The sequence below is a fragment of the Vibrio sp. V38_P2S17PM301 genome (genome assembly GCF_009904845.1).
Lineage (GTDB): Bacteria > Pseudomonadota > Gammaproteobacteria > Enterobacterales > Vibrionaceae > Vibrio > Vibrio proteolyticus.
Window position 1 is genome coordinate 14,069 of sequence record NZ_WXWO01000012.1, and the last position, 24,316, is coordinate 38,384.

The 24,316-nt window shown below is 43.8% G+C and carries 21 protein-coding genes; 15 read left to right on the forward strand and 6 right to left on the reverse strand.

Features of this window, described 5'->3' with window-relative positions; genetic code table 11:
* The first annotated feature begins 154 nt into the window (after nt 1–154).
* The 5 genes from CAG64_RS02580 (at nt 155) to CAG64_RS02600 (ending at nt 5,681) form a co-directional block, all read left to right on the forward strand.
* Complete coding sequence (locus tag CAG64_RS02580; protein WP_161454058.1) at nt 155–1,261, forward strand: glycosyltransferase family 4 protein; 1,107 nt, start codon at nt 155–157, stop codon at nt 1,259–1,261.
* Nucleotides 1,262–1,268: 7 nt separating this feature from the next.
* Entirely contained in the window at nt 1,269–1,847 is a 579-nt protein-coding gene (locus tag CAG64_RS02585; protein WP_161454059.1) for a YrbL family protein, read from the forward strand.
* Nucleotides 1,848–1,871: 24 nt separating this feature from the next.
* A complete protein-coding gene (locus CAG64_RS02590) occupies nt 1,872–3,701 on the forward strand; it encodes a DUF3413 domain-containing protein (RefSeq protein ID WP_161488494.1) in 1,830 nt (609 codons plus the stop codon).
* A gap of 66 nt (nt 3,702–3,767) precedes the next feature.
* Entirely contained in the window at nt 3,768–4,631 is an 864-nt protein-coding gene (locus CAG64_RS02595; protein ID WP_161454061.1) for a glycosyl transferase, read from the forward strand.
* A 3-nt stretch (nt 4,632–4,634) separates the two neighbouring features.
* The gene (locus CAG64_RS02600; RefSeq protein ID WP_161488495.1) at nt 4,635–5,681 is read left to right on the forward strand and encodes a capsular polysaccharide synthesis protein; all 1,047 of its coding nucleotides are present in this window, start codon (nt 4,635–4,637) and stop codon (nt 5,679–5,681) included.
* A 7-nt stretch (nt 5,682–5,688) separates the two neighbouring features.
* Here the strand turns inward: CAG64_RS02600 and CAG64_RS02605 are convergent, their stop codons facing one another.
* The 6 genes from CAG64_RS02605 to rfaD form a co-directional block, all read right to left on the reverse strand.
* Entirely contained in the window at nt 5,689–6,981 is a 1,293-nt protein-coding gene (locus CAG64_RS02605) for an O-antigen ligase family protein (RefSeq protein WP_161454063.1), read from the reverse strand.
* A 5-nt stretch (nt 6,982–6,986) separates the two neighbouring features.
* Nucleotides 6,987–8,261 (reverse strand): lipid IV(A) 3-deoxy-D-manno-octulosonic acid transferase, encoded by a 1,275-nt coding sequence (gene waaA / locus CAG64_RS02610; protein ID WP_161488496.1) that lies wholly within the window; start codon nt 8,259–8,261, stop codon nt 6,987–6,989.
* On the reverse strand, nt 8,258–9,304 hold the full coding sequence (waaF, locus tag CAG64_RS02615; protein ID WP_161454065.1) for a lipopolysaccharide heptosyltransferase II: 1,047 nt from the start codon (nt 9,302–9,304) through the stop codon (nt 8,258–8,260). The genes waaA and waaF overlap by 4 nt, the downstream gene beginning before the upstream one ends.
* Nucleotides 9,305–9,335: 31 nt before the next feature.
* On the reverse strand, nt 9,336–10,322 hold the full coding sequence (gene lpxM, locus CAG64_RS02620; protein WP_161488497.1) for a lauroyl-Kdo(2)-lipid IV(A) myristoyltransferase: 987 nt from the start codon (nt 10,320–10,322) through the stop codon (nt 9,336–9,338).
* 151 nt (nt 10,323–10,473) lie between these two features.
* Complete coding sequence (locus CAG64_RS02625) at nt 10,474–11,640, reverse strand: nucleotide sugar dehydrogenase (protein ID WP_161488498.1); 1,167 nt, start codon at nt 11,638–11,640, stop codon at nt 10,474–10,476.
* A 73-nt stretch (nt 11,641–11,713) separates the two neighbouring features.
* Nucleotides 11,714–12,658, reverse strand: a complete 945-nt coding sequence (gene rfaD / locus CAG64_RS02630) for an ADP-glyceromanno-heptose 6-epimerase (protein ID WP_161488499.1) — start codon at nt 12,656–12,658, stop codon at nt 11,714–11,716.
* A 370-nt stretch (nt 12,659–13,028) separates the two neighbouring features.
* Here rfaD and wecB point away from each other — a divergent pair, with 370 nt between their 5' ends.
* The 10 genes from wecB (at nt 13,029) to CAG64_RS02680 (ending at nt 24,257) form a co-directional block, all read left to right on the forward strand.
* A complete protein-coding gene (wecB, locus tag CAG64_RS02635; protein WP_161488796.1) occupies nt 13,029–14,153 on the forward strand; it encodes a non-hydrolyzing UDP-N-acetylglucosamine 2-epimerase in 1,125 nt (374 codons plus the stop codon).
* Between the two features lie 24 nt (nt 14,154–14,177).
* A complete protein-coding gene (wecC, locus tag CAG64_RS02640; protein ID WP_161488795.1) occupies nt 14,178–15,443 on the forward strand; it encodes a UDP-N-acetyl-D-mannosamine dehydrogenase in 1,266 nt (421 codons plus the stop codon).
* Entirely contained in the window at nt 15,443–16,633 is a 1,191-nt protein-coding gene (locus tag CAG64_RS02645; protein WP_161448880.1) for a UDP-N-acetylglucosamine 4,6-dehydratase, read from the forward strand. Before wecC ends, CAG64_RS02645 begins: the two co-directional genes overlap by 1 nt.
* 12 nt (nt 16,634–16,645) lie before the next feature.
* Complete coding sequence (locus tag CAG64_RS02650) at nt 16,646–17,797, forward strand: LegC family aminotransferase (RefSeq protein WP_161448883.1); 1,152 nt, start codon at nt 16,646–16,648, stop codon at nt 17,795–17,797.
* A gap of 16 nt (nt 17,798–17,813) precedes the next feature.
* Nucleotides 17,814–19,007, forward strand: a complete 1,194-nt coding sequence (neuC, locus tag CAG64_RS02655; RefSeq protein ID WP_161448885.1) for a UDP-N-acetylglucosamine 2-epimerase — start codon at nt 17,814–17,816, stop codon at nt 19,005–19,007.
* Between the two features lie 7 nt (nt 19,008–19,014).
* Nucleotides 19,015–20,088, forward strand: a complete 1,074-nt coding sequence (gene neuB / locus CAG64_RS02660; protein ID WP_161448887.1) for an N-acetylneuraminate synthase — start codon at nt 19,015–19,017, stop codon at nt 20,086–20,088.
* Nucleotides 20,081–20,734: an acetyltransferase gene (locus CAG64_RS02665; protein WP_161448889.1), complete on the forward strand. Its 654-nt coding sequence runs from the start codon at nt 20,081–20,083 to the stop codon at nt 20,732–20,734. Before neuB ends, CAG64_RS02665 begins: the two co-directional genes overlap by 8 nt.
* 14 nt (nt 20,735–20,748) lie before the next feature.
* Nucleotides 20,749–21,810 carry a nucleotidyltransferase family protein gene (locus CAG64_RS02670; RefSeq protein ID WP_161448891.1) on the forward strand — a complete coding sequence of 354 codons (1,062 nt, stop codon included), beginning with the start codon at nt 20,749–20,751 and terminating at the stop codon, nt 21,808–21,810.
* A complete protein-coding gene (locus CAG64_RS02675; protein WP_161489268.1) occupies nt 21,810–22,511 on the forward strand; it encodes an acylneuraminate cytidylyltransferase family protein in 702 nt (233 codons plus the stop codon). The genes CAG64_RS02670 and CAG64_RS02675 overlap by 1 nt, the downstream gene beginning before the upstream one ends.
* A gap of 72 nt (nt 22,512–22,583) precedes the next feature.
* The gene (locus CAG64_RS02680) at nt 22,584–24,257 is read left to right on the forward strand and encodes an asparagine synthase-related protein (RefSeq protein WP_161489269.1); all 1,674 of its coding nucleotides are present in this window, start codon (nt 22,584–22,586) and stop codon (nt 24,255–24,257) included.
* Nucleotides 24,258–24,316 lie beyond the last annotated feature (59 nt).

Here is a 24,316-nt window from a genome sequence, read left to right on the forward strand (position 1 = left end):
GCTGAGAGGCGAACTTACGCACTCGGCTGGCTGATTCGCGGCTGTGGGTGGTCAAACCGGGTTGGTGGCTGTTTTGTAAAGGTGGGGTAACTCATGTATATTTTTACTCACCTTTTACCGGCCGCAGGCTGCCTTCACCGGGGCAAAATCCTAAATGAAAATTGCATTAATTCATATGCGTCACGCCAAGTCAGGTGGCACAGAGTTATTCCTTAACCACCTTTCCCGTTATCTGGCTGAGCAGGGTGAAGACGTGACTATTATTTGCCGCTCTCATGTTGAACCTTCTCATCCTGCTATTAAATTTGTCGAGCTGCGCCCGTTTGGACTCGGCAAAGCGCACCGGATGTGGCAGTTTGCCAAGGCGGTAGACAAGCATGTCAAGGCATCGGACTATGATTTTGTGTATGGGCTGGGCAAAACCTGGACACACGATATGCTGCGGATCGGTGGCGGCACGCATTTTCATTTCCTCAAAGCTTCCGGACGTCAGAAACTTCGGTGGAAGGACAAGGTATCGCTGAAAATTGAGCAAAAAGCGATGGCACCGGACGCATACAGACATATCGTGGCAAACTCATACAAAAGTGCCGCCGAGATCAGTGAGGCTTATCAGGTGCCTCGTGATAAGATTTCGGTGATCCACAATTTTGTCGATACCAAACGTTTTGATGCTGAGCGCTATCACGGGCAGGTCAGTCAGTTAAAACAACAGTTAGGGTTGGATTTTTCTCTGCCGACGTTTCTGTTTCTGGGGACCGGGTATGAGCGAAAAGGGCTGAAGAGCGCACTGGAAGCTTTGGCTCGCCTGAACTTTGCAGCCAACTTATTAATTGCTGGACGGGAAAACAGTGAAGGAGAGTACAAACAGTATGCGAAGTCGCTGGGAGTGGAAGCGCAGTGTGCATTTCTCGGAGCGCAGAGCCAGCCTGAACTCTACTTCTCCCTGGCCGATTGCTATCTGTTGCCAGCTCATTATGAACCGTTTGGCTTCACGGTCATTGAGGCTCTGGCCTGTGGGACTCCTGTGATCACAACCGAACAGTGTGGTGCCAAAGAAGTATTGCAGCCGCATGTGTCGACCGTCATATCCGCAGCGACTCAGTTTGATGAACTGGCGGCAGCGATGCAACACTGGGCGAATTACAAAGACGATGAGCATATTCAGCGTCAGTGTCGCGAATTGGCGCTGACACTGGATGTGGATGCCGTGATGGAGAAGAACTACCAGCAGATCCTGTCGGTGTACAACAATAAATGAGTGCTTAATGCAAGATTTTACCCAATGGAAAGTGATTGGCCGGGGGGATGAACGCGTTTGCTTCCAGAATCCGGACGATCCGACCCGATGTATCAAAGTCAGTCGTAAACACAAAGCAAAGCAGAGCCGGCGTGAGATCCGCTATTTGCAGTACCTGTTGAAACGCGGCGTGGCATTCACTCACATTCCAGCGTTTTATCAGGTCATTGAAACCGATGACTATATCGGTATGGAACAAGAGTTGGTGACCAACCCATCGGGCACACCGCCTCTTGATTTGCGTTACTATCTGGAACAACCGCTCAATACGGACCAGCAAGCCGCCTTTTGGCAGGCAATGCAGTCATTAAAAGACTATCTGTTGGAATACAATGTGATTCCATGTGATCTGGTCATGAGCAACATGTTAGTGGTTGAAGATGACAATCAAATTAAAGTCATGATGATTGACGGTTTTGGCGGAGCGGAGCTGATCCCGCTGGCTAACTATATTCGCTACTTCGGTAAACGGAAAATCGAACGCAAGTGGCGCGAGTTTATGGAACGGACTCTCAAACCTCACTTTAAACGGCAACAAACGTCATAACGCTGTTTTATAAAGAGATGATCTATGAACAAATCGAAATGGAGCGTATTGGGCTGGTTTGTCCTGCTTAACGCTATGTTGGCATCGTTGATCGCGGCCCGCTTTTTTGCTTTTTTCCCGACCGAATCATTTACCCCGCTATCCGCGCTGTTTGCGGTACTATCAACACTGGGTCAGATGTCCTTGTTGGTGGCGCTATTCGTGTTGGTGCTGTGGCCGTTATTATTTCTGCCTGAACGAGCCCGCCGTGTAAGCATGGCCATTATCGCGGCGCTGGGGATCAGCGTGTTGTTCATCGACACCATTGTGTTTGCCCAATACCGCTTCCACATTAATTCAGTTGTTGTCGGACTCATTCTGGCGGGTGACATTGTGTCATTCCCGTTGGTTACCTGGCTGATGGCCCTCGGTGGCTTTGTTGCCACATTGTTGATTGAATACACCGCGCTAGCCTATCTGGAAAAACGTCAGCAACATATCCCTGCCAAACTCGGTCGAAAATTGGGCTGGACGTTAGTCAGTGTCTTTGTTCTGGCAAACCTGATTCACGCCTGGGCGGTGGCGAATGCGTATCAGCCGGTCTCGATGGTCAAGCGTTACCTGCCTCTGTATTACCCGCTGACTGCCAATTCATTGATGAAAAAGCTTGGCTGGGTCGATCTGGACGCGATTGAGCAGGAGAAGAGTCTCAAATTGTCGAATAAAGGGGATCTGAATTATCCTCTTAATCCTCTGCAAACCATGCCGTTGACGCGCCCGAAAGACATTATGCTCCTGGTGATCGACTCCTGGCGTTACGATACCTTCAGCCAGGCGGTGTCGCCGACTATCTGGCAACTTGCTCAGCAAGGCGTGACATATCAAAACCACATTTCGACGGGTAACGCGACGCGCACCGGTATCTTTGGTTTGTTTTATGGGATGCCGGGGACATACTGGCACGCGTTTCTGGCTAATCAGCGTTCTCCGGTATTGATTGACCGCTTGCAACAGCTCAATTATCAGATGGGGATATTTACGTCGGCTCAGTTAATTAAGCCGGAGTTCAATCGCACGGTTTTTCGCAATGTTCCCGATCTGCGTATTCGCTCAGAAGGGGACAGTCCGTCGGCAAAAGATCGTAATCTCACCGATGACTGGAAAAACTGGTATCAGAATGTAGATCATGCTAAACCGGCTTTTTCTTTCCTGTTTTATGATGCGCCACACGGGTATGATTTCCCGGCGACCTATCCGCATAAGTTTGAACCAATGCTGGATGAGTTGAATTATCTGGCGTTGAATAACGACACCGATCCGACGCCGTTATTTAATCGTTATAAAACCTCGGTACATTATGTTGATAGTCTGGTCAAAGAAGTCGTGAATACCCTTAAAGCTCAGGACAAACTGGACGATACAGTGATTATCATCACGGGTGATCACGGTCAGGAGCTCAACGACAACAAGCTGAACTTCTGGGGGCACAACAGTAACTTTACCGATCCTCAGGTGAAAGTGCCGTTTATCATTGTGGCGCCAGATGTGAAAAAGCTGGCCAATGCTCAGTATTTAAATGCATTGAGCTCCCACGAGGATGTGGTTCCGACGCTGATGGTGAATTATCTTGGTGTGGCGAACCCTTTGACGGACTATTCGACCGGGGAAGACTTATTTGGTCCGTTTAAACAACGTGGTTGGATCATGTCTTCAAAGTACAGCGGATATGGCATCATTACGCCGGACTCTATTCTGGAAGTGAATACCGCTGGGGGGTACGAATCGCTGGATAAACGCAATCGACCGACTGACAGACCTCTTAATTCAGAACAACTGACGGGTGCGCTTGAGCACATCAGTCGCTATTTGAAGTAACAACTTTTGGCCAACCGAACATATGTGGCCTTGTAAGTAATCAAACGGCTCGCGGAGATGTACAGAGTGTTTTTTAAGAAAAAGAGAAGAAAAGAGCTGGCAAAACAGGCGCTTCTAATCAAAGAGTCACTGCTTGTGCACGAGTATCATCATGCGTCATACCAGCTTAAACCGCTCATACAAAGTGATAAAATCGCTGAACAGCCCGTGGTCGTCAGCCTGACTTCATATTCTAAGCGCATTTACGATGTGTACCTGGTGCTGGAATCAATTGCGCAACAAACCGTGAAGCCGAATCGCGTCATTCTCTGGCTGGCAGAGGATGAATTAACGGCTGATGAGCTGCCAGTCACCTTAAAGCAGCGTCTAGACTTTGGCCTGGAAGTGCGCTTTTGTCCGGATACGCGCAGCTATAAAAAGATCGTGCCGACGCTGGAGCTATGTCCGGAAAGCATCGTCATCACACTGGATGACGATATCATTTATCCTCATGACACCATTGAAAACTTATTACGTGAACATCAAAAATACCCTCAGGCGATTTTGGGTAATCGAGCTCACGAGATAACGTTTGAGAAAGGTAAAGTGCAACCTTATAAGCACTGGACTAAAGAAGTCAGCCAACAAAGTGATCATGTTTTCCTTACAGGGTGTGGCGCGATTTTGTATCCACCAGGTTCATTGTCTCAGGCCGTCACGGATCAATCCTTGTTCATGCAGCTATGCCCTCATGCCGATGATATTTGGTTGTATGTTATGGCCAAATTACAAGGGACGGAGATCCGGAAAGCTCAAGGACGTTGTTTTAAGCATTTTATTCAGATTGCTAATAATCAGGATAATGGTTTGAACAAGCTTAATGTTGACCGTGGGCGAAACGATTCTCAGCTCAAAGCGGTACTTAACCATTTTAATTACAGTCTTCGATAAACAATGAATCACCTTTTTTCCCAGTTCATTCAGAGTGCTTTCTTTGAAAACAAGTGTATTGGCTTGAGAAAGCGGTTTGGTTTTTTAAGCCAAGCTTACAATCGAGCCTTTGACATCAACTTACTGCAACAGGGCACTCGCACAGAAAGCCAGGCGATGGCAATTGAAGAGTCGCACGCGGCGTTACGCCAGTTAAAACTGCCAACCAGCGATTCTGACGTATCGCCATCCTCACAAATGCCGAAGGTGATTTGGCTGTACTGGAATACCCCTATTGAGACTGCTCCCGAAGTTGTACAACTGAGTATTCGTTCCTGGCGAGAACTGAATCCAGGCTATGACGTGAACGTGTTGACAGATAGCAATTTATCAGAGGTGTTGGGCTTTGATTTTAATGCTGCTTTTCGCTTATCGACCATCAGGCTGAGTATGGCGGCAAAGGCCGACATTCTACGACTGTATTTGTTGTCTCGTTTTGGCGGAGTCTGGGCGGATTCGACGACATTTTGTCTCGAGCCTCTCGATAACTGGTTGCCAGATGCGATGGCGCGTCATGCGTTTTTCAGCTTTCGACATAACACCAATCCAACTCGTCCGATCGAGGCTTGGTTTCTTGCCGCGCCTAAGCAATCTCCGGTGACTCGTCATACCCTAAAGCTGTTCCTGGACTATGTGTTCAAACCACGAGAGCGAAGTTTATTTACATCGAATAAACGAAAGATGATGGAGAAAATCGGCGTGACGCGCAATTGCCGGAATACGTTGTATGCGGACACTGTGTATAAAGCGGAACAGGTTGGGTTCATGCCATATTTTACAGTGGGGTATTTTTTTAATGAGGCACTGCGTAAGTTCTACTCCCCTGACATGGTACAGGCATTTTATGACTTACCGAATGCGCATGCGATTCATGAGACTGAACACGAAAAATTCTTGAAATCAGTGGTTTCTAAGCAAACTTATAAAGGGAATTATCAGAATGAGGCCCTGTTTTTAGCTAGGCGAGGGCATCTGATGTCTTTGCTGGATAAGGCAAAGACATCAGGTTGACGGGCATCTACTCCCGAGGCTTCACGTTATTTTTGAGTTTTGGCAATGGGTACGTAAAAAGCCCTGCTAAAACAATGTTTTGTGCGTAAAGTCCCAGCATTTTGGTGTTGTAGGATTCAAATGAGTTGATGATGGCCCAAAATATCAGGAATAAAAACAGAAACACTTGCTGTGGGTACGGCTGATGCTGAATGATGTTTACAATGATGGTTCGGTAGAATAACACCACAAAGAGCAAGCCAAATAAGCCGTAAGCTACCAGAGTCTCTAAGTAGAAATTATGTAAATGACCAAAGCCTAATGTCCAGGGACGGGCTTGAAATTTTTTCGATGTCTGAATGACCTGCTTTACCGAGCCTTTATCTGTGCCGAGCAATGGGCTTTTGACGATCCACTTGCTGGCTTCTACCCAAGAGTTAACTCGAATACCAACGCTGGTCATGGGGATGTTATCCCAATCTCCCTCAGCCACTTTCTCAATAACACCGGACTCAGCAGTGACACGTTGATGAATAAAGCTGATGTGAAATAGAGAGCTACCCAAAACAGCGAGTAAAGCGTAGATCGCTAGCGTGCGCTTATAGTTAAACGAGCGGTAGCAAACCAAAGGTGAAAGCAGTGCAACCACGACGACGGCCAACCAGACCTGGCGACTCTGACTAATGATTGACGCAAACAACGCAAACAGAATGACACTACCACCGATAAAGTATGCCACTGGTTTGTATCGGCTTTTAGGCAGTTGGGTAATGATATAAGTGGTCAGCGCTGCCACCACCACCGACAGCATAGAGGTAAACTGGGCATTGTCCATTGCAAAGTCCACTCGCTGGCCGGAGAGTCCCAGAGCGAAGCTATTGTGCATGAAATTGTGATAACACGCGGTGAATATAAAACTGAGTACCAAAGAGGCGTAAAGCAGTCGCACTCTGTTTTTATGACCATTGACCCAAAATGCAATAAAAACAAATAGAAACAAGGCGGCAAGAAACTTGATTTGTGGGTAAGAGGTAGCTAAATCAGGGATAACCCGCAGTGAATTCATCCAGCTGGCTATTTGCACCGCAAAAGACAGCAGAAATACCCAGAAGATCGTGTTGTTATCTTCTCTTTTCAGAAGTTTTGTAAAAAGTGCTGGCAGACTGCCAATGATAATAAGGTTTTTGAACAGTTCGTTCAGTTCGAAGCGAGGAATCGTCGTTAACGTATACAAAATACAGATAGAGAACATAATGATTTCATATCCTCTGGAATTTACAATATACGTGAGCGACAGCCGAGACAGTTTGGAATCTGACATGGACATTACCGGTTTTCGTCTTGGTGCATGGAATGTGGCATTCCAGTGAATACGTACTTCAATGTGGTTTCAATCGGGCTCGTGCCTGACTGCCATTCAGTATTTGATTTGTTATTACTTAACTTATTAAGCACGGCTTGGCTAAGTTCGTCTTGGTTATTGATAACTGTGACAATATTGTCCATCTTAAGTTCATCAACGATTGCCTGAAAGTTAAAGTAGCTAGGGCCGGTAATGGTTGGTACGTCCATCGCCAGAGGCTCCAGCACATTGTGTCCCCCCACTTTTTCCCCGAGCAAGCTTCCGCCCATAAAACATACATCGGCCGCCCCTAACATGATGAGCAGTTCTCCCATAGTATCGCCAAGGTACACTTGTGTTTGCGAACTGACCGGAGAGCTCTCTGAACGACGGACAACATTGTATGATCTGCTTTTAGCCAGTTCATACACTTTGTCGAACCTTTCCGGGTGTCGGGGAACCAAGATAAGCAGTATATCCGAGTTGTTCTTTATGAGCTGTTGATGGGCGTCCAATACGTACTCGTCTTCTCCTTCATGAGTACTGGCCGCGATCCAAATGGGACGCTCACTGCCCAGGGCTTCCCTCAGTTGTTTTGCGCTCTGGCGAACGGCTGGCGAGATTTGGATATCGAATTTGATAGATCCGGTCACTTTGAGCTTGTCTGCATCAATGCCGAGCTTTTGGAAGCGTACTTTGTCACTGTCATGTTGGCACAGCAGTAACGTCAGATGCTTGCTGATATCGTTAAATAAGGGCTGCACTTTTTGGTAGTTACGGAAAGATTTTTCAGAAAGCCGCGCATTCACCACGATCGTGGGAATGTTGTGTTTGGCTACGGTTGCCAGCGTATTGGGCCACAGCTCAGTCTCGATGATCAAAAGCTTTTGCGGCTTGATTCGGTTTATAAAGCTTTTTACCGCAAAACTAAAGTCCAAAGGCATGTAACGGTGTTCAACCAACGTCCCAAGTTTCGCAATTTGTTCCGCCCCGGTAGAGGTTGTCGTGGTCACAACAATGGCTTGTTCTGGATATTGTGCCTTGAGGGCGTTTATGAGCGGAATCGCGGCAATGCTTTCCCCGACAGAGACGGAATGAATCCAGATAGGGCGACCATTGTGCTGGAGTTTAGGCGTTAAGCCAAAGTGCTCTTTCCATCGAGAGCCGAACTTAGGTTTGTTGGGTTTATGCCGATACAGGCCAAACAGCAATATCGGTGAAATGGCAATCAGTGCCAACGTATATAAAAACCGGATCATGAACTTGTTTTATTCGCGGGTAAGTGCTCAATCACACGCTGTGGTGATAAATCTTTCAAACATTTCAAATGGCCGAGCGGACATTCGCGTTTAAAGCAGGGGCGACATTCAATATTGGTACTGACAATATCGACTTTATCCGAAAGCGGCGGGGTGTAATCGGGCGACGTTGAGCCATAAACGCCGATCACATGGCACCCGACCGCAGCCGCGACGTGCATCAGACCAGAATCATTACTGATGACCGTATCACAAGCTGCGAGCAGGTCGACCGCTTCAATGAGATTGGTGCTCCCCGCCAAATTATGTACTTGGGAATGGTATTTAACCGGCATGCTCTGCTGGATGGCATCACAGATCGGTTGATCTTTGGCTGAGCCAAAGAGCCAAATTTGCTGGCCGTGTTTCGCTGCGTATGCTGCAACCTGAGCGTAATGTTCCACCGGCCATTGTTTTGCTGGTCCGAATTCGGCACCTGGACACAAGCCAATAACCGGGGTTAGTTTGTTTAAACCAAATTTATCTAATGTGGCTTGCTGAACCTCAGCATCGATCGCCAGTTGGGGTTTTGGTAGTGTATTTAACCCACCCAGCGAAGTGGAATCTGTCATCTCTTTTTTGGGGTGCGCCAGTGCGACATAGCGCTCGACCATAAATTGAAAGTCTTTTTTATTTGGACGCAGATCGTTGAGCAAACCGTATCTTAGCTCACCTTTCCAGCCGGTGCGTTTTGGGATGCCTGCAAACCAGGGGATCAAGGCAGATTTCGCCGAATTAGGCAGAATGTAGGCGTGATCATAGTGTTGCTTGGCCAGCTGTTTACCCAGCGCACGGCGCGCTTTCCAATTGAACTCACCGTGACCAACTGGCATCTCTATCGCGTGAGTGACTTCGGGCATGCGCTCCAAAATAGGCTTACACCAACCTGGTGCCAGCACGTCAATTTGCATCTCTGGATAGAGCTCTTTAAGGCGCTTGTACAGTGCCTGTGACATCACCATGTCGCCAACCCAGGAGGGGCCGATAATCAGTGTTTTTTCCATTGCTTCCATCGTTCTCGATACGGTTTCTGGTTTAGCCTGCTTGTTTTTGCTTTTGTTTGGCTAATCGATAGTAATTAACACCATCGGGTTGTGTTTTGAGTAACTTCAAAATCCACATGTATTGTTCTGGATATTGCCCTGCTCGCTGTTCAATAAACGCATTCATCATACGGGCATCTTCAGCTTCGCTGCTGGTCGGGAAATGCTCAAACGCAGGGTGAATATCAACGATGTATTTGTCACTTTTTGCATCAATCATGGCATACACTGGAATAATCACGGCGCGGCTGACCTTCGCCAGTTTGCCCAATCCTGGTAGTGTTGCCTTGGTTGCAGCAAAGAAATCGACAAAGATACTGTGTTCAGGTCCGTGATCCTGATCGGGAAGATAATAACCTAAGTAACCATCCCGGACGGACTTGATAAACGGTTTAACACCGCCACTGCGCTCATACACGCGTCCGCCATACTGCACGCGTTGACGGTGCATTAACCAGTCGAGCACGTCATTGCTCTGCTTTTTGGCCATCGCAGACACGGGCATACCTTTTGAAGCGAGCAAAATCGCTGGAACATCAATCGCCCAGGTGTGTGGCACCAGTAGAATGGCGTTCTGACCGTTGTCTATTTGATTCTTGATGTTCTCTAAGCCGCGGATCTCACATTGTTTATTGAGCCACGTTTTTCCTCGTAATGTGAGGCGGCCGAACCCGGTAAGAAACACGCCAGCGGTGGTGAGAGTTTCCAGTAGAATAGCTTCGCGTTCTTGCTCTGATTTTTCCGGAAAGCACAGCTCCAGATTGACCCAGGCGTTGAGCGTGGTGCCTTTGCGTTTGGAAACCAAGAGCTGGGCAACTCGTGCTGACAGCCAGTAACGTAGTTTGTGAGGCAAAAGCGCCAGTGGAATACACGAGATGACGAGTAACCAGGTTCCCCAATATTTCGGTGACAGAAAGTGCCATTCGAAACGCGGGTGATACGCTAGAGGATCAAAGTCGTTACGTGGAGAAGAAGACATAAAGATCTCGACAGATGGATTAAGGGCGCGAAGAGTAACCTCTGGTTAATTGAGGCTGAGTATAACAGCTTTTTATTTGTGCTTCCTAGCGGACATAAAAACATGCCGACGAGGGCGCCGGCATGTGTGGAGTCTCTGTAGAATGTTAGGCTTAGTCACTACCGAATAAGTCGCGGGTATAGACCTTCTCGGCGACATTACTCAGTTCTTCCGCCATTCGGTTAGAAACGATCACGTCGGCCTCGTGTTTAAACGCCTCCAAGTCGGTGATGACTCGTGAGTTAAAGAAATGGTCGTCTTTCAATACTGGTTCATACACAATCACTTCGACGCCTTTGGCCTTCAGACGCTTCATGATGCCCTGAATGGACGAGGCGCGGAAGTTATCCGAACCGGATTTCATAATCAGGCGATAAATACCCACCACTTTTGGGCTGCGTTTTAAAATCGAGTCAGCGATAAAGTCTTTACGGGTGCGGTTGGCCTCCACAATTGCGCCAATAATGTTATTCGGCACGTCTTCGTAATTGGCCAGAAGCTGCTTGGTGTCTTTTGGCAAACAGTAGCCGCCGTAACCAAAGGAGGGGTTGTTGTAGTGATCGCCAATACGCGGATCAAGACTGACCCCTTCGATAATCTGGCGAGAGCTTAATCCATGAGCTTCGGCATAAGAGTCCAACTCATTGAAGTAAGCGACCCGCATTGCCAGATAAGTGTTGGAAAACAGCTTAACCGCCTCAGCTTCGGTTGAATTGGTAAATAGTACCGGGATATCGAGCTTTTCTGCGCCTTCAACCAACAGCTGAGCAAACTTAGTCGCGCGTTCGCTTTGCTCACCGACAATAATTCGTGAGGGGTAAAGGTTGTCGTACAACGCTTTACCTTCACGCAGGAACTCGGGGGAGAAGAGAATATTATCGCAACCCAGTTCGGCTTTGACTCGCTCGGTGTACCCAACAGGGATAGTCGACTTAATGACCATTACCGCCGTTGGATTGATATTCATTACTTCTTTAATCACCGCTTCTACTGAAGAGGTATTAAAATAGTTCGTTTGAGGATCATAGTCGGTTGGAGTGGCGATGATGACGTAGTCCGCACCTCGGTAGGCTTCTGCTTTATCTAATGTCGCCGTAAAGTTGAGTGACTTATTCGCCAAAAAAACTTCAATCTCACTATCGACGATGGGTGATTGCTTGTGGTTCAGCATGTTCACTTTTTCTTCGATAATGTCGACCGCCACGACTTCGTTATGTTGAGCCAATAGCATGGCGTTGGATAAGCCGACGTAACCTGTCCCTGCAACTGCAATTTTCAAAGTACACTCCAACCAGTAAAATCTTTGTTAGTAAATCATATCGAAAGATAATGGAATCTATATTTCCATTATCTTAATTCTTGTTAATCAGTGACATATATTCAGCCACGCCCTGGGCGACAGTTTTAAACTGGTGCTCGCAGCCCGCCGCCCGCAATTTGCTCAGATCTGCCTGAGTATAGGCTTGGTAAGCGCCCTTCAGGTGTTCAGGGAAAGGGATGGTTTCTACCTGACCTTTGCCATGGAAGGAGATCACCGCCTTCGCAACCTCTTCAAAAGATTCTGCGTTACCTGTGCCTAAATTAAAAATACCCGACACACCATTTTGCATGAACCAAAGATTGACCGAGGCGACATCTCCGACATAGACAAAATCACGTTTAAATTGTTGGCTGCCTTCAAACAACTTCGGATTTTCACCGGCGTTCATTTGGTTGTTGAGGTGAAAAGCGACAGAGGCCATCGAGCCTTTGTGCTGTTCGCGCGGGCCGTACACGTTAAAGTAACGGAAACCTGTAATTTGAGACAAGGTTTCACCGTGTTCTTGAGCATCTTGCCAGATGCGACGGACGTAGTTGTCAAATTGCTGTTTAGAGTAACCATAGACATTTAAGGCGCCTTCGTACTCAGGCTCTTCGATAAAGGTATCCGTCTCACCATAGGTTGCTGCAGATGAAGCATACAAAAATGGAATTTCTCGATCTAGGCAGTAATGCAGCAGCTCTTTGGAATACTCATAGTTATTGAGCATCATGTACTTGCCATCCCACTCAGTTGTCGCTGAGCAGGCACCTTCGTGGAAAATGGCCTCAATCGGACCGAAATCGTCCCCTGCCATGATTTGAGTCAGAAAGTCATCACGGTCCATGTAGTCCGCGATGTCGAGATCCACCAAGTTCTGGAATTTACGACCGTTTTTTAGGTTGTCGACAACCAATATGTCGTTTGTGCCTTGCTCATTGAGCGCTTTTACAATGTTGCTGCCAATCATGCCAGCGCCGCCAGTTACGATGATCATATGAACTCCTTTAGACAAATTTGAACTCAGTCAAGCATACCAGTCCGTATCATATTCGCCATTATACACGTTTTACGATAGACTCTCGCCGTATGTTCGTAAGTCAAATGCACCACTGACGGGAATTAGGATACCTAACCTAAGGGCGGTAGCGTGCCTGATCTTGTTAGTATGATGAGCAAGTAGGTCTCTATGCGATCTACCGTTAGTAACCTACCATTAGAAACGTGGCTGAGTGTCACTAGATTCTTTAAGCCGAGACAAAAATAGGTGGCTCTTTCTTAGAGTAATATTTGACTTTATTCGACGAAGCATTTAAGTGTTTGAATTTTATTAATTTATAGGAAACGTCTCTAGGTCGGAAGCAGTTATGGCTAAGAAAAGAATTTTAACGGTCTTTGGTACACGCCCTGAAGCAATTAAAATGGCACCGTTGGTGCATGCGTTGTCAAAGGATGAACGCTTTGAAGCGAAGTGTTGTGTTACAGCCCAGCATCGCGAAATGCTTGATCAGGTGCTGGATTTATTCGACATTCAGCCTGACTATGATCTGAACTTGATGCAATCAGGGCAGTCTTTGAATGATATTACAGCAAGGATATTACTGGAATTAAAACCTGTACTTCAAGATTTTAGACCAGATATAGTACTAGTTCATGGGGATACTGCAACTACGTTTGCTGCCAGCCTTGTGTCTTATTACGAAAAGGTTTCTGTAGGGCATGTGGAAGCGGGTTTACGAACAGGTAACATATACTCTCCTTGGCCTGAAGAGGCGAACCGAAAATTAACTGGGGCTCTAACTGAGTATCATTTTTCTCCTACTGAAAGTTCTAGAAAAAATTTATTAAAAGAAAACATTAATCCTAAGCATATATATGTAACAGGAAATACAGTGATTGACGCATTGTTGATGGTTAAAGAGAAAATCGACAATGATAATAATCTTGCTAAGGATTTATCTAGTCAGTTCCCAATGTTAGAAGATGAGAAGAAACTAATTTTAGTAACTGGACACCGTAGAGAAAGCTTTGGTGGCGGTTTTGAGCGTATCTGTGAAGCTTTAGCAAGAGTTGCGAAAGATAATGATGATGTACAGATCTTGTATCCCGTGCATTTAAACCCAAATGTAAGAGAACCTGTAAATCGCATACTCTCTGGGATTCACAACGTTCATTTGGTTGAACCTCAACAGTATTTACCATTCATTTATTTAATGAATAAAGCAGATCTTATTTTAACTGATTCCGGTGGTATCCAAGAAGAGGCGCCATCATTAGGAAAGCCTGTACTTGTTATGCGGGATACTACAGAACGTCCAGAAGCAATCGAAGCTGGCACTGTGAAATTAGTTGGTACTGACGTTGATAAAATAGTTACAGCCTTAACTCATTTACTTAAAGACAAGCAAGCATATAAAGATATGAGTTTCGCACATAATCCATATGGTGACGGGAAAGCTTGTCAAAAAATTCTAGATATTTTAGCAAAATAATTTAATAAGTTTAACGAGAAATATATGTCTTTTGAAACAGTTTCAGTTATAGGGTTAGGTTACATAGGTCTACCAACAGCAGCAATGTTTGCATCACGCAAGAAAAAAGTAATAGGTGTAGATGTTAACCAATATGCTGTCGACACGATCAATCAAGGGAAAATTCATATTGTAGAGCCTGAACTTGATATGATCGTAAATGCAGCGGTGAAAGAGGGTTATCTAAAAGCTGTAACGACTCCGGAAGCGGCCGATGCTTTTCTGATTGCTGTCCCAACGCCTTTCCTTCCTCGTAAAGACGGAGAAGTGCCTGCACCAGACCTTTCTTACATTGAAGCTGCGAGTAAAGCGATTGCTCCCGTTTTAAAGAAAGGCGACTTAGTGATTCTAGAGTCAACGTCACCAGTTGGAGCTACCGAGCAAATGGCTGATTGGCTAGCTCAAGCGCGCTCAGATCTTACCTTTCCACAGACTCATGGGGAAAACGCTGACATTAATATTGCGCATTGTCCTGAGCGTGTATTGCCGGGACATGTCGTTCGAGAATTGGTTGAAAACGACCGTGTTATTGGTGGTCTTACACCTAAATGTTCACGACGCTCGGTAGAACTATACCAAACTTTTGTTCAAGGCGAATGTGTTATTACTAATGCTCGCACTGCGGAAATGGCAAAACTGACAGAAAACAGTTCTCGTGATGTACAAATCGCCTTTGCAAATGAGCTTTCAGTAATCTGCGATAAGCTAGATATTAATGTTTGGGAATTGATTGCCTTGGCAAATCGTCACCCACGCGTGAATATCCTTCAGCCTGGCCCAGGGGTTGGTGGTCACTGTATCGCAGTAGATCCTTGGTTTATCGTTTCAAAAACGCCAGCGGAAGCCCAGATTATCCATACGGCACGAAAAGTTAACGATAGCAAACCTAACTGGGTTGTAGATAAAACAAAAATGGCCATTGCAGACTTCTTACAAGAGAATACTGATAAAACTGCAAAAGACATTACAATTGCATGTTATGGCCTAGCTTTTAAACCAGATATCGACGATCTACGTGAAAGCCCAGCCATGCAAATCGTGAAAGAAATTTCTTCTTTACATACTGGTAGTGTGATTGCTGTCGAACCTAACATTAATCAATTACCAAATTCGCTAGAGCAAGTTGAACTTCAGAGTTTTGAACTAGCAAAAGCGAATGCTGATATTCATGTAATGCTTGTTGATCATAAAGAGTTTAAAGCTGAGTCACTAAGTTCACCATATTTAGTAGATACCAAGGGGATTTGGTAATGAACGTCATTTTGCCTTTAATCGGTCGTACCGAAGCCTTATTCACACAAGATATTGAAAATCATGAAGTAGAGCTGTCGCGCATTGTCTCAGAGTCAAGTTTCCTTGTGCTTGGTGGTGCAGGTTCAATTGGCCAAGCTGTAACTAAAGAAATCTTCAAGCGTAATCCTAAGAAGCTGCATGTTGTCGATATTAGTGAAAACAATATGGTAGAGCTTGTTCGAGATATCCGCAGCTCATTTGGTTACATTGATGGTGATTTCCAGACATTTGCTTTGGACATTGGTTCTCTAGAGTACGACGCATTCATAAAAGCCGATGGTAAGTTTGACTATGTATTGAACTTATCTGCGCTCAAGCATGTTAGAAGTGAAAAAGATCCTTATACATTGATGCGTATGATTGATGTAAACGTCTTTAATACAGATAAAACCATTCAGCAGTCTATTGATGCGGGCTCGAAAAAATACTTCTGTGTTTCAACAGATAAAGCCGCAAACCCAGTTAATATGATGGGAGCGTCAAAGCGTATTATGGAGATGTTCTTGATGCGTAAAAGTGAGCAAATGACAATCTCAACTGCTCGCTTTGCAAATGTCGCATTCTCTGATGGATCGCTGCTACACGGATTTAACCAACGCATCCAAAAGCGCCAACCTATCGTGGCGCCAAATGACATCAAACGCTACTTTGTTACGCCTCAAGAGTCGGGTGAACTATGTTTAATGTCTTGTATCTTTGGTGAAAACCGTGACATTTTCTTTCCGAAACTGAGTGAAGCTTTGCACCTTATCTCGTTTGCTGATATTGCAGTTAAGTACTTAGAGCAATTGGGCTATAAGCCTCACTTGTGTGAAACAGAAGAAGAAGCGCGTCAACTAGCACATACGCTTCCAGAGCAGGGTAAGTGGCCATGCTTGTTTACAACGAGTGATACCACTGGCGAGAAAGACTTTGAAGAGTTTTTCACAGACAAAGAAGAGTTGGATATGTCTCGATTTGAAAATCTGGGCATCATCAAAAATGAGCGTCTTTATGAGCAAGAGCTCCTAACTTTGTTTGAAAATAGCATTTCTGAGATGAAAGGTGAGCGAGCTTGGACTAAAGAGCAAATTGTAGAATTGTTCTTTACAATGATTCCTGATTTTGGACACAAAGAAACGGGTAAATACCTCGATAGCAAGATGTGAGTGGAGAAAGCAATGAAGGCTACATCTATTGTTGAATTTGTTAGGGATACCTACAAAACCAACGAGTTTATTCCATTGCACTCTCCAAAGTTCGATGGCAACGAAAAATCTTACGTAATGGAAACGATTGAAAGTACTTTTGTTTCTAGCGTTGGTAAGTTTGTTGATGACTTTGAGCGAAAGATTGAGGCTTATACTGGGACGGCTAAAGCAGTAGCGACAGTTAATGGCACGGCGGCATTACATGCTGCATTGTATATGGCTGATGTTCAAAGAGGCGACCTGGTCATCACGCAAGCTTTGACTTTCGTTGCAACCTGCAATGCTCTATACCATATGGGCGCAGAACCGATTTTTTTGGATGTTTCTCCTGCAAGTTTAGGTCTTTGTCCTAAAGCTGTTGAAGAATTTTTAAATGAGCACGCGGAAGTAACCGAGACTGATTGTATTCATAAAGCAACAGGTAAAAAAATTAAAGCTATTGTACCTATGCACACATTTGGTCATCCAGTAGAGCTGGATGAGTTGGTTGCCATTTGTCTCAAATGGAACATTACTTTAGTTGAAGACGCAGCAGAAAGCCTTGGTTCTTTCTATAAGGGCAAACATACAGGTACTATCGGTGACTTTGGTGCGGTCAGCTTTAATGGTAATAAGATCATTACTACTGGTGGTGGGGGGATGGTTCTATGTAAAACTCAAGAGTTAGGTGCAAGAACTAAGCATGTTACAACAACAGCGAAAATTCCTCATCCTTATGAGTTTTTCCATGATGAGCCTGGCTTTAACTACCGTATGCCGAATTTGAATGCGGCTCTAGGTTGTGCTCAGATGGAAGTCATCGAACAGTATTTGAAGCAAAAGAGAGAACTTGCAGAGTGCTATAGTGAGTTTTTCAAAGGAACTGACTTTAAATTTGTCACTGAGCCAGATTACGCACAGTCAAACTACTGGTTGAATGCAATCATTTGTCCAGACAAGGAAAGCAGAGAAGAGGTTCTTACTAGCACAAATAGTTCAGGTGTTATGACTCGTCCAATTTGGCAACTCATGCATAGATTACCAATGTTTGAGAATGCAATACGTGGCGATCTTGCACATTCTGAATTTATCGAGGCCCACTTGATTAACCTTCCAAGTACCCCAGTGGACATCCAACGCTAAGTAGGTTCATTTATACATGACGCAGACACAGAAAAAGGTCGCGGTTTTTACTGGCACAAGAGCAGAGTATGGTCTGCTCTTTTGGCTTTTAAAGGACATTCAAAGCGATCCAGACCTAACGCTTCAATTGCTTGTTTCTGGTATGCACCTATCGCCAGAGTTTGGTGATACATATAAGCAAATTGAAAAAGACGGCTTCAATATCGATGAAAAAATAGAGATTTTGTTGTCTTCTGATTCGGCTGTAGGAGCAGCGAAAAGTATGGGGTTGGGGGTTTTGGGTTTCGCAGATGCATTATCGCGATTAGCGCCAGACGTTCTTGTCATTCTAGGGGACCGCTTTGAAGCTCTTGCTGCAGCACAAACTGCCATGATACTTCGTATTCCAATTATTCATCTGCATGGCGGAGAGATAACAGAAGGCGCCTACGATGACGCAATTCGTCATGCTATTACCAAATTAAGTTACTTGCATGGCACATCGACAGATGAGTATCGAAATCGAGTCATTCAACTGGGTGAATCGCCAGAGCGTGTAAGAAACATTGGTGCGATTGGTTTAGATCACTTGAACCGAGCGTCCTTTATGACGGTTTCTGAATTAGGTGAATCACTAAATTTTGAGTTAACTGCTCCTTATTTTGTTGTAACTTACCATCCAGTAACCTTAGGTGATGAATCTCCAGAGGAGAGTTTTCAAGCTTTGTTGGATGCCTTGGATGAATACCCTGAGTACCAAGTCATATTGACTTACCCTAATGCGGATGATGGTGGGCGACGAATTATTCCAATGCTCGAAGCTTATGCTGCCAACCACCCTAAAAGAGTGTTAGCTATACCGTCTCTTGGGCAGGTACGTTACTTGAGTTCAGTAAAACATGCGGTGGCAGTCATTGGTAACTCGTCGAGTGGGATTATTGAAGTTCCTGCTTTTAATGTTCCTACTGTGAATATTGGTTCAAGGCAAAAAGGACGTTTAGCAGCTAAAAGTGTTCTAAACGCCAACGCTACAAAAGAGTCAATCAGTAACGCGATCAACCTCGCAATAAGTCGAAAATACAAAGCTGAAGGCGAGATCGTTGTGAATCCTTATGGTCAGGGCGACAGTAGCAAGCAAGTCATCGAGATGATTAAGACGTTACGTTTTGAGCCGTGTAAATCATTCTTTGACGTAAACGTTGAACCTGATTTAAATAAGAAAGTAGAGTGAGACAACCATGACTTTGATTATTGCTGAAGCCGGTGTAAACCATAACGGTCAAGAAGAATTAGCTTTTGCTTTGGTCGATGCCGCTCACAAAGCTGGGGCTGATATTGTAAAGTTCCAAACTTTTAAAGCAAAAAACCTAGTGACAGAAGAGGCTAAACAAGCTGAATATCAAGTCACAAACACTAAAAAACAAGAGTCCCAGTTGGCGATGTTAAGCCGCTTGGAGCTGTCTTATGAGATACATCACGATCTAGTAAAATACTGTAATTCTCTTGGTATTGAGTTTTTGTCAACGGCGTTCGATTTAGAAAGCTTAGATTTCTTGGTGAATGATTTAGGCCTAACACGCTTAAAACTACCTTCTGGAGAGTTAACAAATGCCCCTCTTGTATTAGCACACGCACGTACGGGATGCGATCTTATTGTTTCTACAGGAATGGCGACACTTTCTGAAATAGAAGCAGCATTAGGGGTGATAGCCTTTGGGTACACTGCTGCTCAAGATGAAAAACCTTCAATGTTGGGTTTTCAAGAAGCGTATGCCTCAGAAGCTGGTCAAAAGGCTTTAAAAGAAAAAGTGACAATACTTCACTGCACGACTGAATATCCTGCACCAATGGAAGAGATCAATCTGAGAGCCATGGATACACTTGGTCGAGCATTTGATCTAGCGGCAGGCTATTCAGATCATAGTGAAGGAATAACGATCCCAATTGCAGCGGTGGCGCGTGGCGCAGTATTGATCGAGAAGCATTTTACATTAGATAAAAATATGGAAGGACCGGACCATAAAGCTTCTCTTGAGCCACAAGAACTAGGTGCTATGGTAAAAGCGATTCGTCAAATAGAAGTAGCACTAGGTTCTAGTGTAAAAACGCCCACAGAATCTGAAGTAAAGAACAAAGCGGTTGCTCGAAAAAGCTTAGTGGCGGCAACAGACATTAAAGAAGGGGAAGAGCTAACGGAATTGAATCTAACGATTAAACGCCCTGGTTCTGGTCTGTCGCCTTACCGCTATTGGGAGCTTATTGGTTCTAGAGCGACAAAAGGCTATAAAGCTGGAGAGCTAATCATTGAGTGATCAGCCAATGCTTCCTATTGTAATGATTGGTGGAGGCGGCCATGCCTCTGTTCTTACCGAAATATTACTTACTCAGGGAAGAGAAATTCTTGCAGTTATAAGCCCTGAAGATATAAGTCAACGTCCAGTATTTAGAGGAATGGCACATCTAAAAAATGATGAAGATGTGTTGACATTCAGTAAAGACAAAGTTCTCTTAGTTAATGGTATCGGTATGATGCCAAAATCTGGTTTTAAGCGGAAAATTAATGAGTATTTTCTCTCATTGGGTTATCGGTTTGAGACGGTCATCGCCGATAGTGCATATGTCTCGCCTTTTTCCAAAATAGAAGCAGGAACTCAGATTTTACCTATGGCGATTATTCAGACTGGGGTAACAGTGGGTAGCCATAGTATAATTAATACAGGTGCTCTGGTTGAGCATGATTGTAAAATAGGTGCTTATAACCATATTGCTCCTAAAGCAACGTTGTGTGGTCAAGTAGAGACAAAAGAAAATGTCTATATTGGAGCTGGTTCAACAGTTATCCAAGGAGTATCTATTGGCAGTGGTGCTATCGTGGGTGCCGGTGCTGGTCTCACTCAGTCTTTAGAAGAAAATACCATTGCATACCCTGCAAGAGCAGTAATTAAAACAAATTCTTAGAAAAAAGGTAGGATATGAGTCATTGTTGGCAAAAAACGCTGATATCTGAGTCAAGTACAATCAAGCATGCATTAGAAATCATCAATAGCGAAGCATTGCGTGTTGCTGTCGTTGTTGATCAAGATCAAAAGCTTCTAGGTATGATTACCGATGGTGATATTCGACGTGGATTATTAAATGATCTGGTGTTAACCGACTCTGTTGTCAAGGTGATGAACTCTAAGCCTACTACTGCAGAGCTGGGAGCATCAAAAGAACATCTCGTAGAGTTAATGGACAAAAAGCAAATTCTATCAGTTCCATTACTCGATCAAGACAAGAAAGTCGTCGGCTTGGAAACCCTTCACAGTGCTCTGAGTAAGGACAAATATCAAAACCCTGTATTTATTATGGCTGGTGGGTTTGGTACTCGCTTACGACCACTGACGGATAACTGTCCTAAACCAATGCTAAAAGTTGGTGATAAACCTATTCTAGAAACAGTAATCAAGAGCTTTATAAAAGCGGGCTTCAGCAACTTTTATATTTCAACGCACTATATGCCTGAGCAAATTCACCAACATTTTGGTGATGGTAGTGACTTAGGTGTCAGTATATCATATGTCCACGAAGATACACCGCTTGGTACTGGTGGCGCGCTTGGTTTGCTGCCTGAAGACATGCCAAGAGATCTACCATTGATAATGATCAACGGGGACGTGTTGACCAAAGTAGACTTTCAACGCCTGCTGAACTTTCATCTGGAGAATAATGCAGATGCGACAATGTGTGTTCGAGAGTACGACTATCAGATTCCATATGGCGTGATTAACGGCGATGGTAACCAAATTACCAGCATGATCGAAAAACCGATTCAGCGCTTTTTTGTTAACGCAGGCATCTATGTTGTATCTCCACGAGTGATTCAATCAGTAGAAAAAAATCAAAAAATCGACATGCCTACATTGCTCGAGCAACATATGAAAGAGCGCCAAAAAGTGCTTATGTTCCCAATACATGAGTATTGGCTCGATATTGGTCGTATGGATGATTTCAATCGTGCACAGATGGATATATTGTCTCTGGGGTTAGAGTGATGTTAGATGGTAAGAAAGTGATTGCTGTCATCCCTGCGAGGGGGGGAAGTAAGCGGCTACCGGGAAAAAATATAAAACAGTTAGGTGGCAAACCATTAATAGCATGGTCAATTGAAGCGGCAAAAAAATCAAAGTACATAGACCGAGTTATTATCAGCACGGATTGCGAAGATATTGCGGAAGTTGCACAAAGATATGATGGTGATGTGCCTTTTTTAAGACCGCAAGAGCTTGCTGGTGATACCGCTGGTACCAATGGTGTGATCTTACATGTACTTGATCAAATCGACGAAAGCTTCGGCTATGTTGTACTATTACAGCCAACTTCTCCTCTGAGAAACACAGAGGATATTGATCAGTTACTTGAGTCATTTGATGAGAAGACGGAAGGTGTTGTGTCTGTTTGTCCATGTGAACATAGCCCTCTATGGGCAAACACCTTACCAGAGGACAAGACAATGGGGCACTTTTGCCCAGAGTCTGTCATTGGAAAGCGTTCACAAGACTTGCCTGAATATTATCGTCTAAATGGATCCATTTATGCTTTCAAGGTAGATAGTTTTGTTGAAAATAAAGGGTTCTTCTACTCTGATAAAGTAAAAGCGTATAGTATGCCTATTGAAAGATCAGTCGATATAGATACTATTGTGGATTTTCATATCGCAGAAGTTATGCTCGAGCATATGGATAATTTAAATTAAATATTTTTGAATTAATATATGAGAATAGAATCAACTATAAAGTTACTCGTGGTTGATTAGTTGGAAATTTAAATGCTAATAAAAATAAACAAAACTTTACAGACTGGTCTGAAAAAAGAAATTCAGTTTGATAATAAAGTATTTTATTATCACGTATTTGGCTGCTTATACTTAGAAAATGAAGCTGAAGTCATTAAGGCTATACTTGATAACAATAGAAGTTATTTGGCGAAATTAATTGGCAACTTTACTATTGTTGTTCTAGACTCTACCACCGGAAAAGTAAAAATTGTATCTGATCGTCCGGGTAAACAAAATATATTTTACCATGTAGGTAAAGGTTCACTTACAATTTCAGATGATTTCTGGGAGATAAAAAAAGCTTTATCGTTTGGCGTAGGTGATCTTGATGTAACAGCAATTAAACAACAAATCGTATTTTTTACTGGTTTGAATGAGCGGACTATTATCAAGGGTGTAAAGACCGTACCTGCAGCTACAACCCTAACAATAGAATTGGAAAAAGAATCTGTATTATCGGAAAGATACTGGCAGTTTAGTTATCTTGATAACCAGCTTTCATATGATGATAAGCTTGATTTAATTGATGAAACCTTTACCAACGCACTTGGTACAGTTAAAGCACTTAATCCTAATGAAGCGAGTTTTGCAGTAGGTATCAGTGGTGGGCTTGATTCTCGAATAATTCCTTATTACGCCAAAAAGAATGGAATGCAGATAGAAGGCTTTACTATCGGTTTGGAAAGACCAAGAAAGTTGTTTCTATCTAATGATTTTAATAGCGCAAATAAAATTGCAGAACATTTTGGATTGGAGCGACGTACATTAGAATATAACTCGATACCTCTTAAAACACAACTAGATATGGATTCAAACCTTGCCCCTGAAGTTGGTTCTCAAATTTTTAAGATTGTTGATGTTCACGAGTTAAAATCAAATGTTTTAATTACTGGTGCTAGCGGTTTTGTCATTGGTGCATCTCCACTTTACAGTTCAATTAAACACAGTTCGCTTCTTGACCACACGTTATTGTACCAATCTTTGCTAGGTACAAAGCCAAAAGCAGCCAAAGTAAAGAAGGCAATTAACTCGTTTACCGGTTTGTCTTTAAACTTTAAACCAAAACTGAATATGTCTGGGTTTGGTGATTTCTTTACAAAAAGTGAGTTAGACGAGTGTATTGTTGATATAGAAGCATTTTATGCTAAACTTGGTACTCTCTCTAACTCAGAAAAGTTGATGAACTATGCGATTTTTGGTCTTGGAAGAAATAATGCCAAAGGAGCTTTTGAAAGCTTTTTAGGCCAAAAAGACTCTTACAGTATTTACACTCCATTCTTCTTAGATACTGTCCAGCAATTTAATGAAGACGAATTGCTCAATAGACAATTATTCCAAGAGTTTATTGCTAAGAGATTACCAGAGTTATCTGCAATTCAAGGTCAAGACTTCAAACCTACACTATCTGGTAAACCGAATCCAATAACGACGGTTTCAAGAAAACTATTAGCGATGGGTAACTTCGTTATTAGGGGAAGTGGTGTAATGAATTATGAAAATTGGGTTAAATCTAATGAGTTTAAACAATTGAAGACTCGGTTGGATAGCGATACTAAATCGATTCAAACTGAATTAGGTTTGAGTTTCGACTATGGAGATCATAGAGTTCATCCTGCACTTCAACAAAATATCTTAAAAATGCAAAATATTTTGTCAAAGATATAATGTCATGAATTTTAATAGTATTAAATTACTAACATGTCAGCCAGTAGTAATCTATCTAC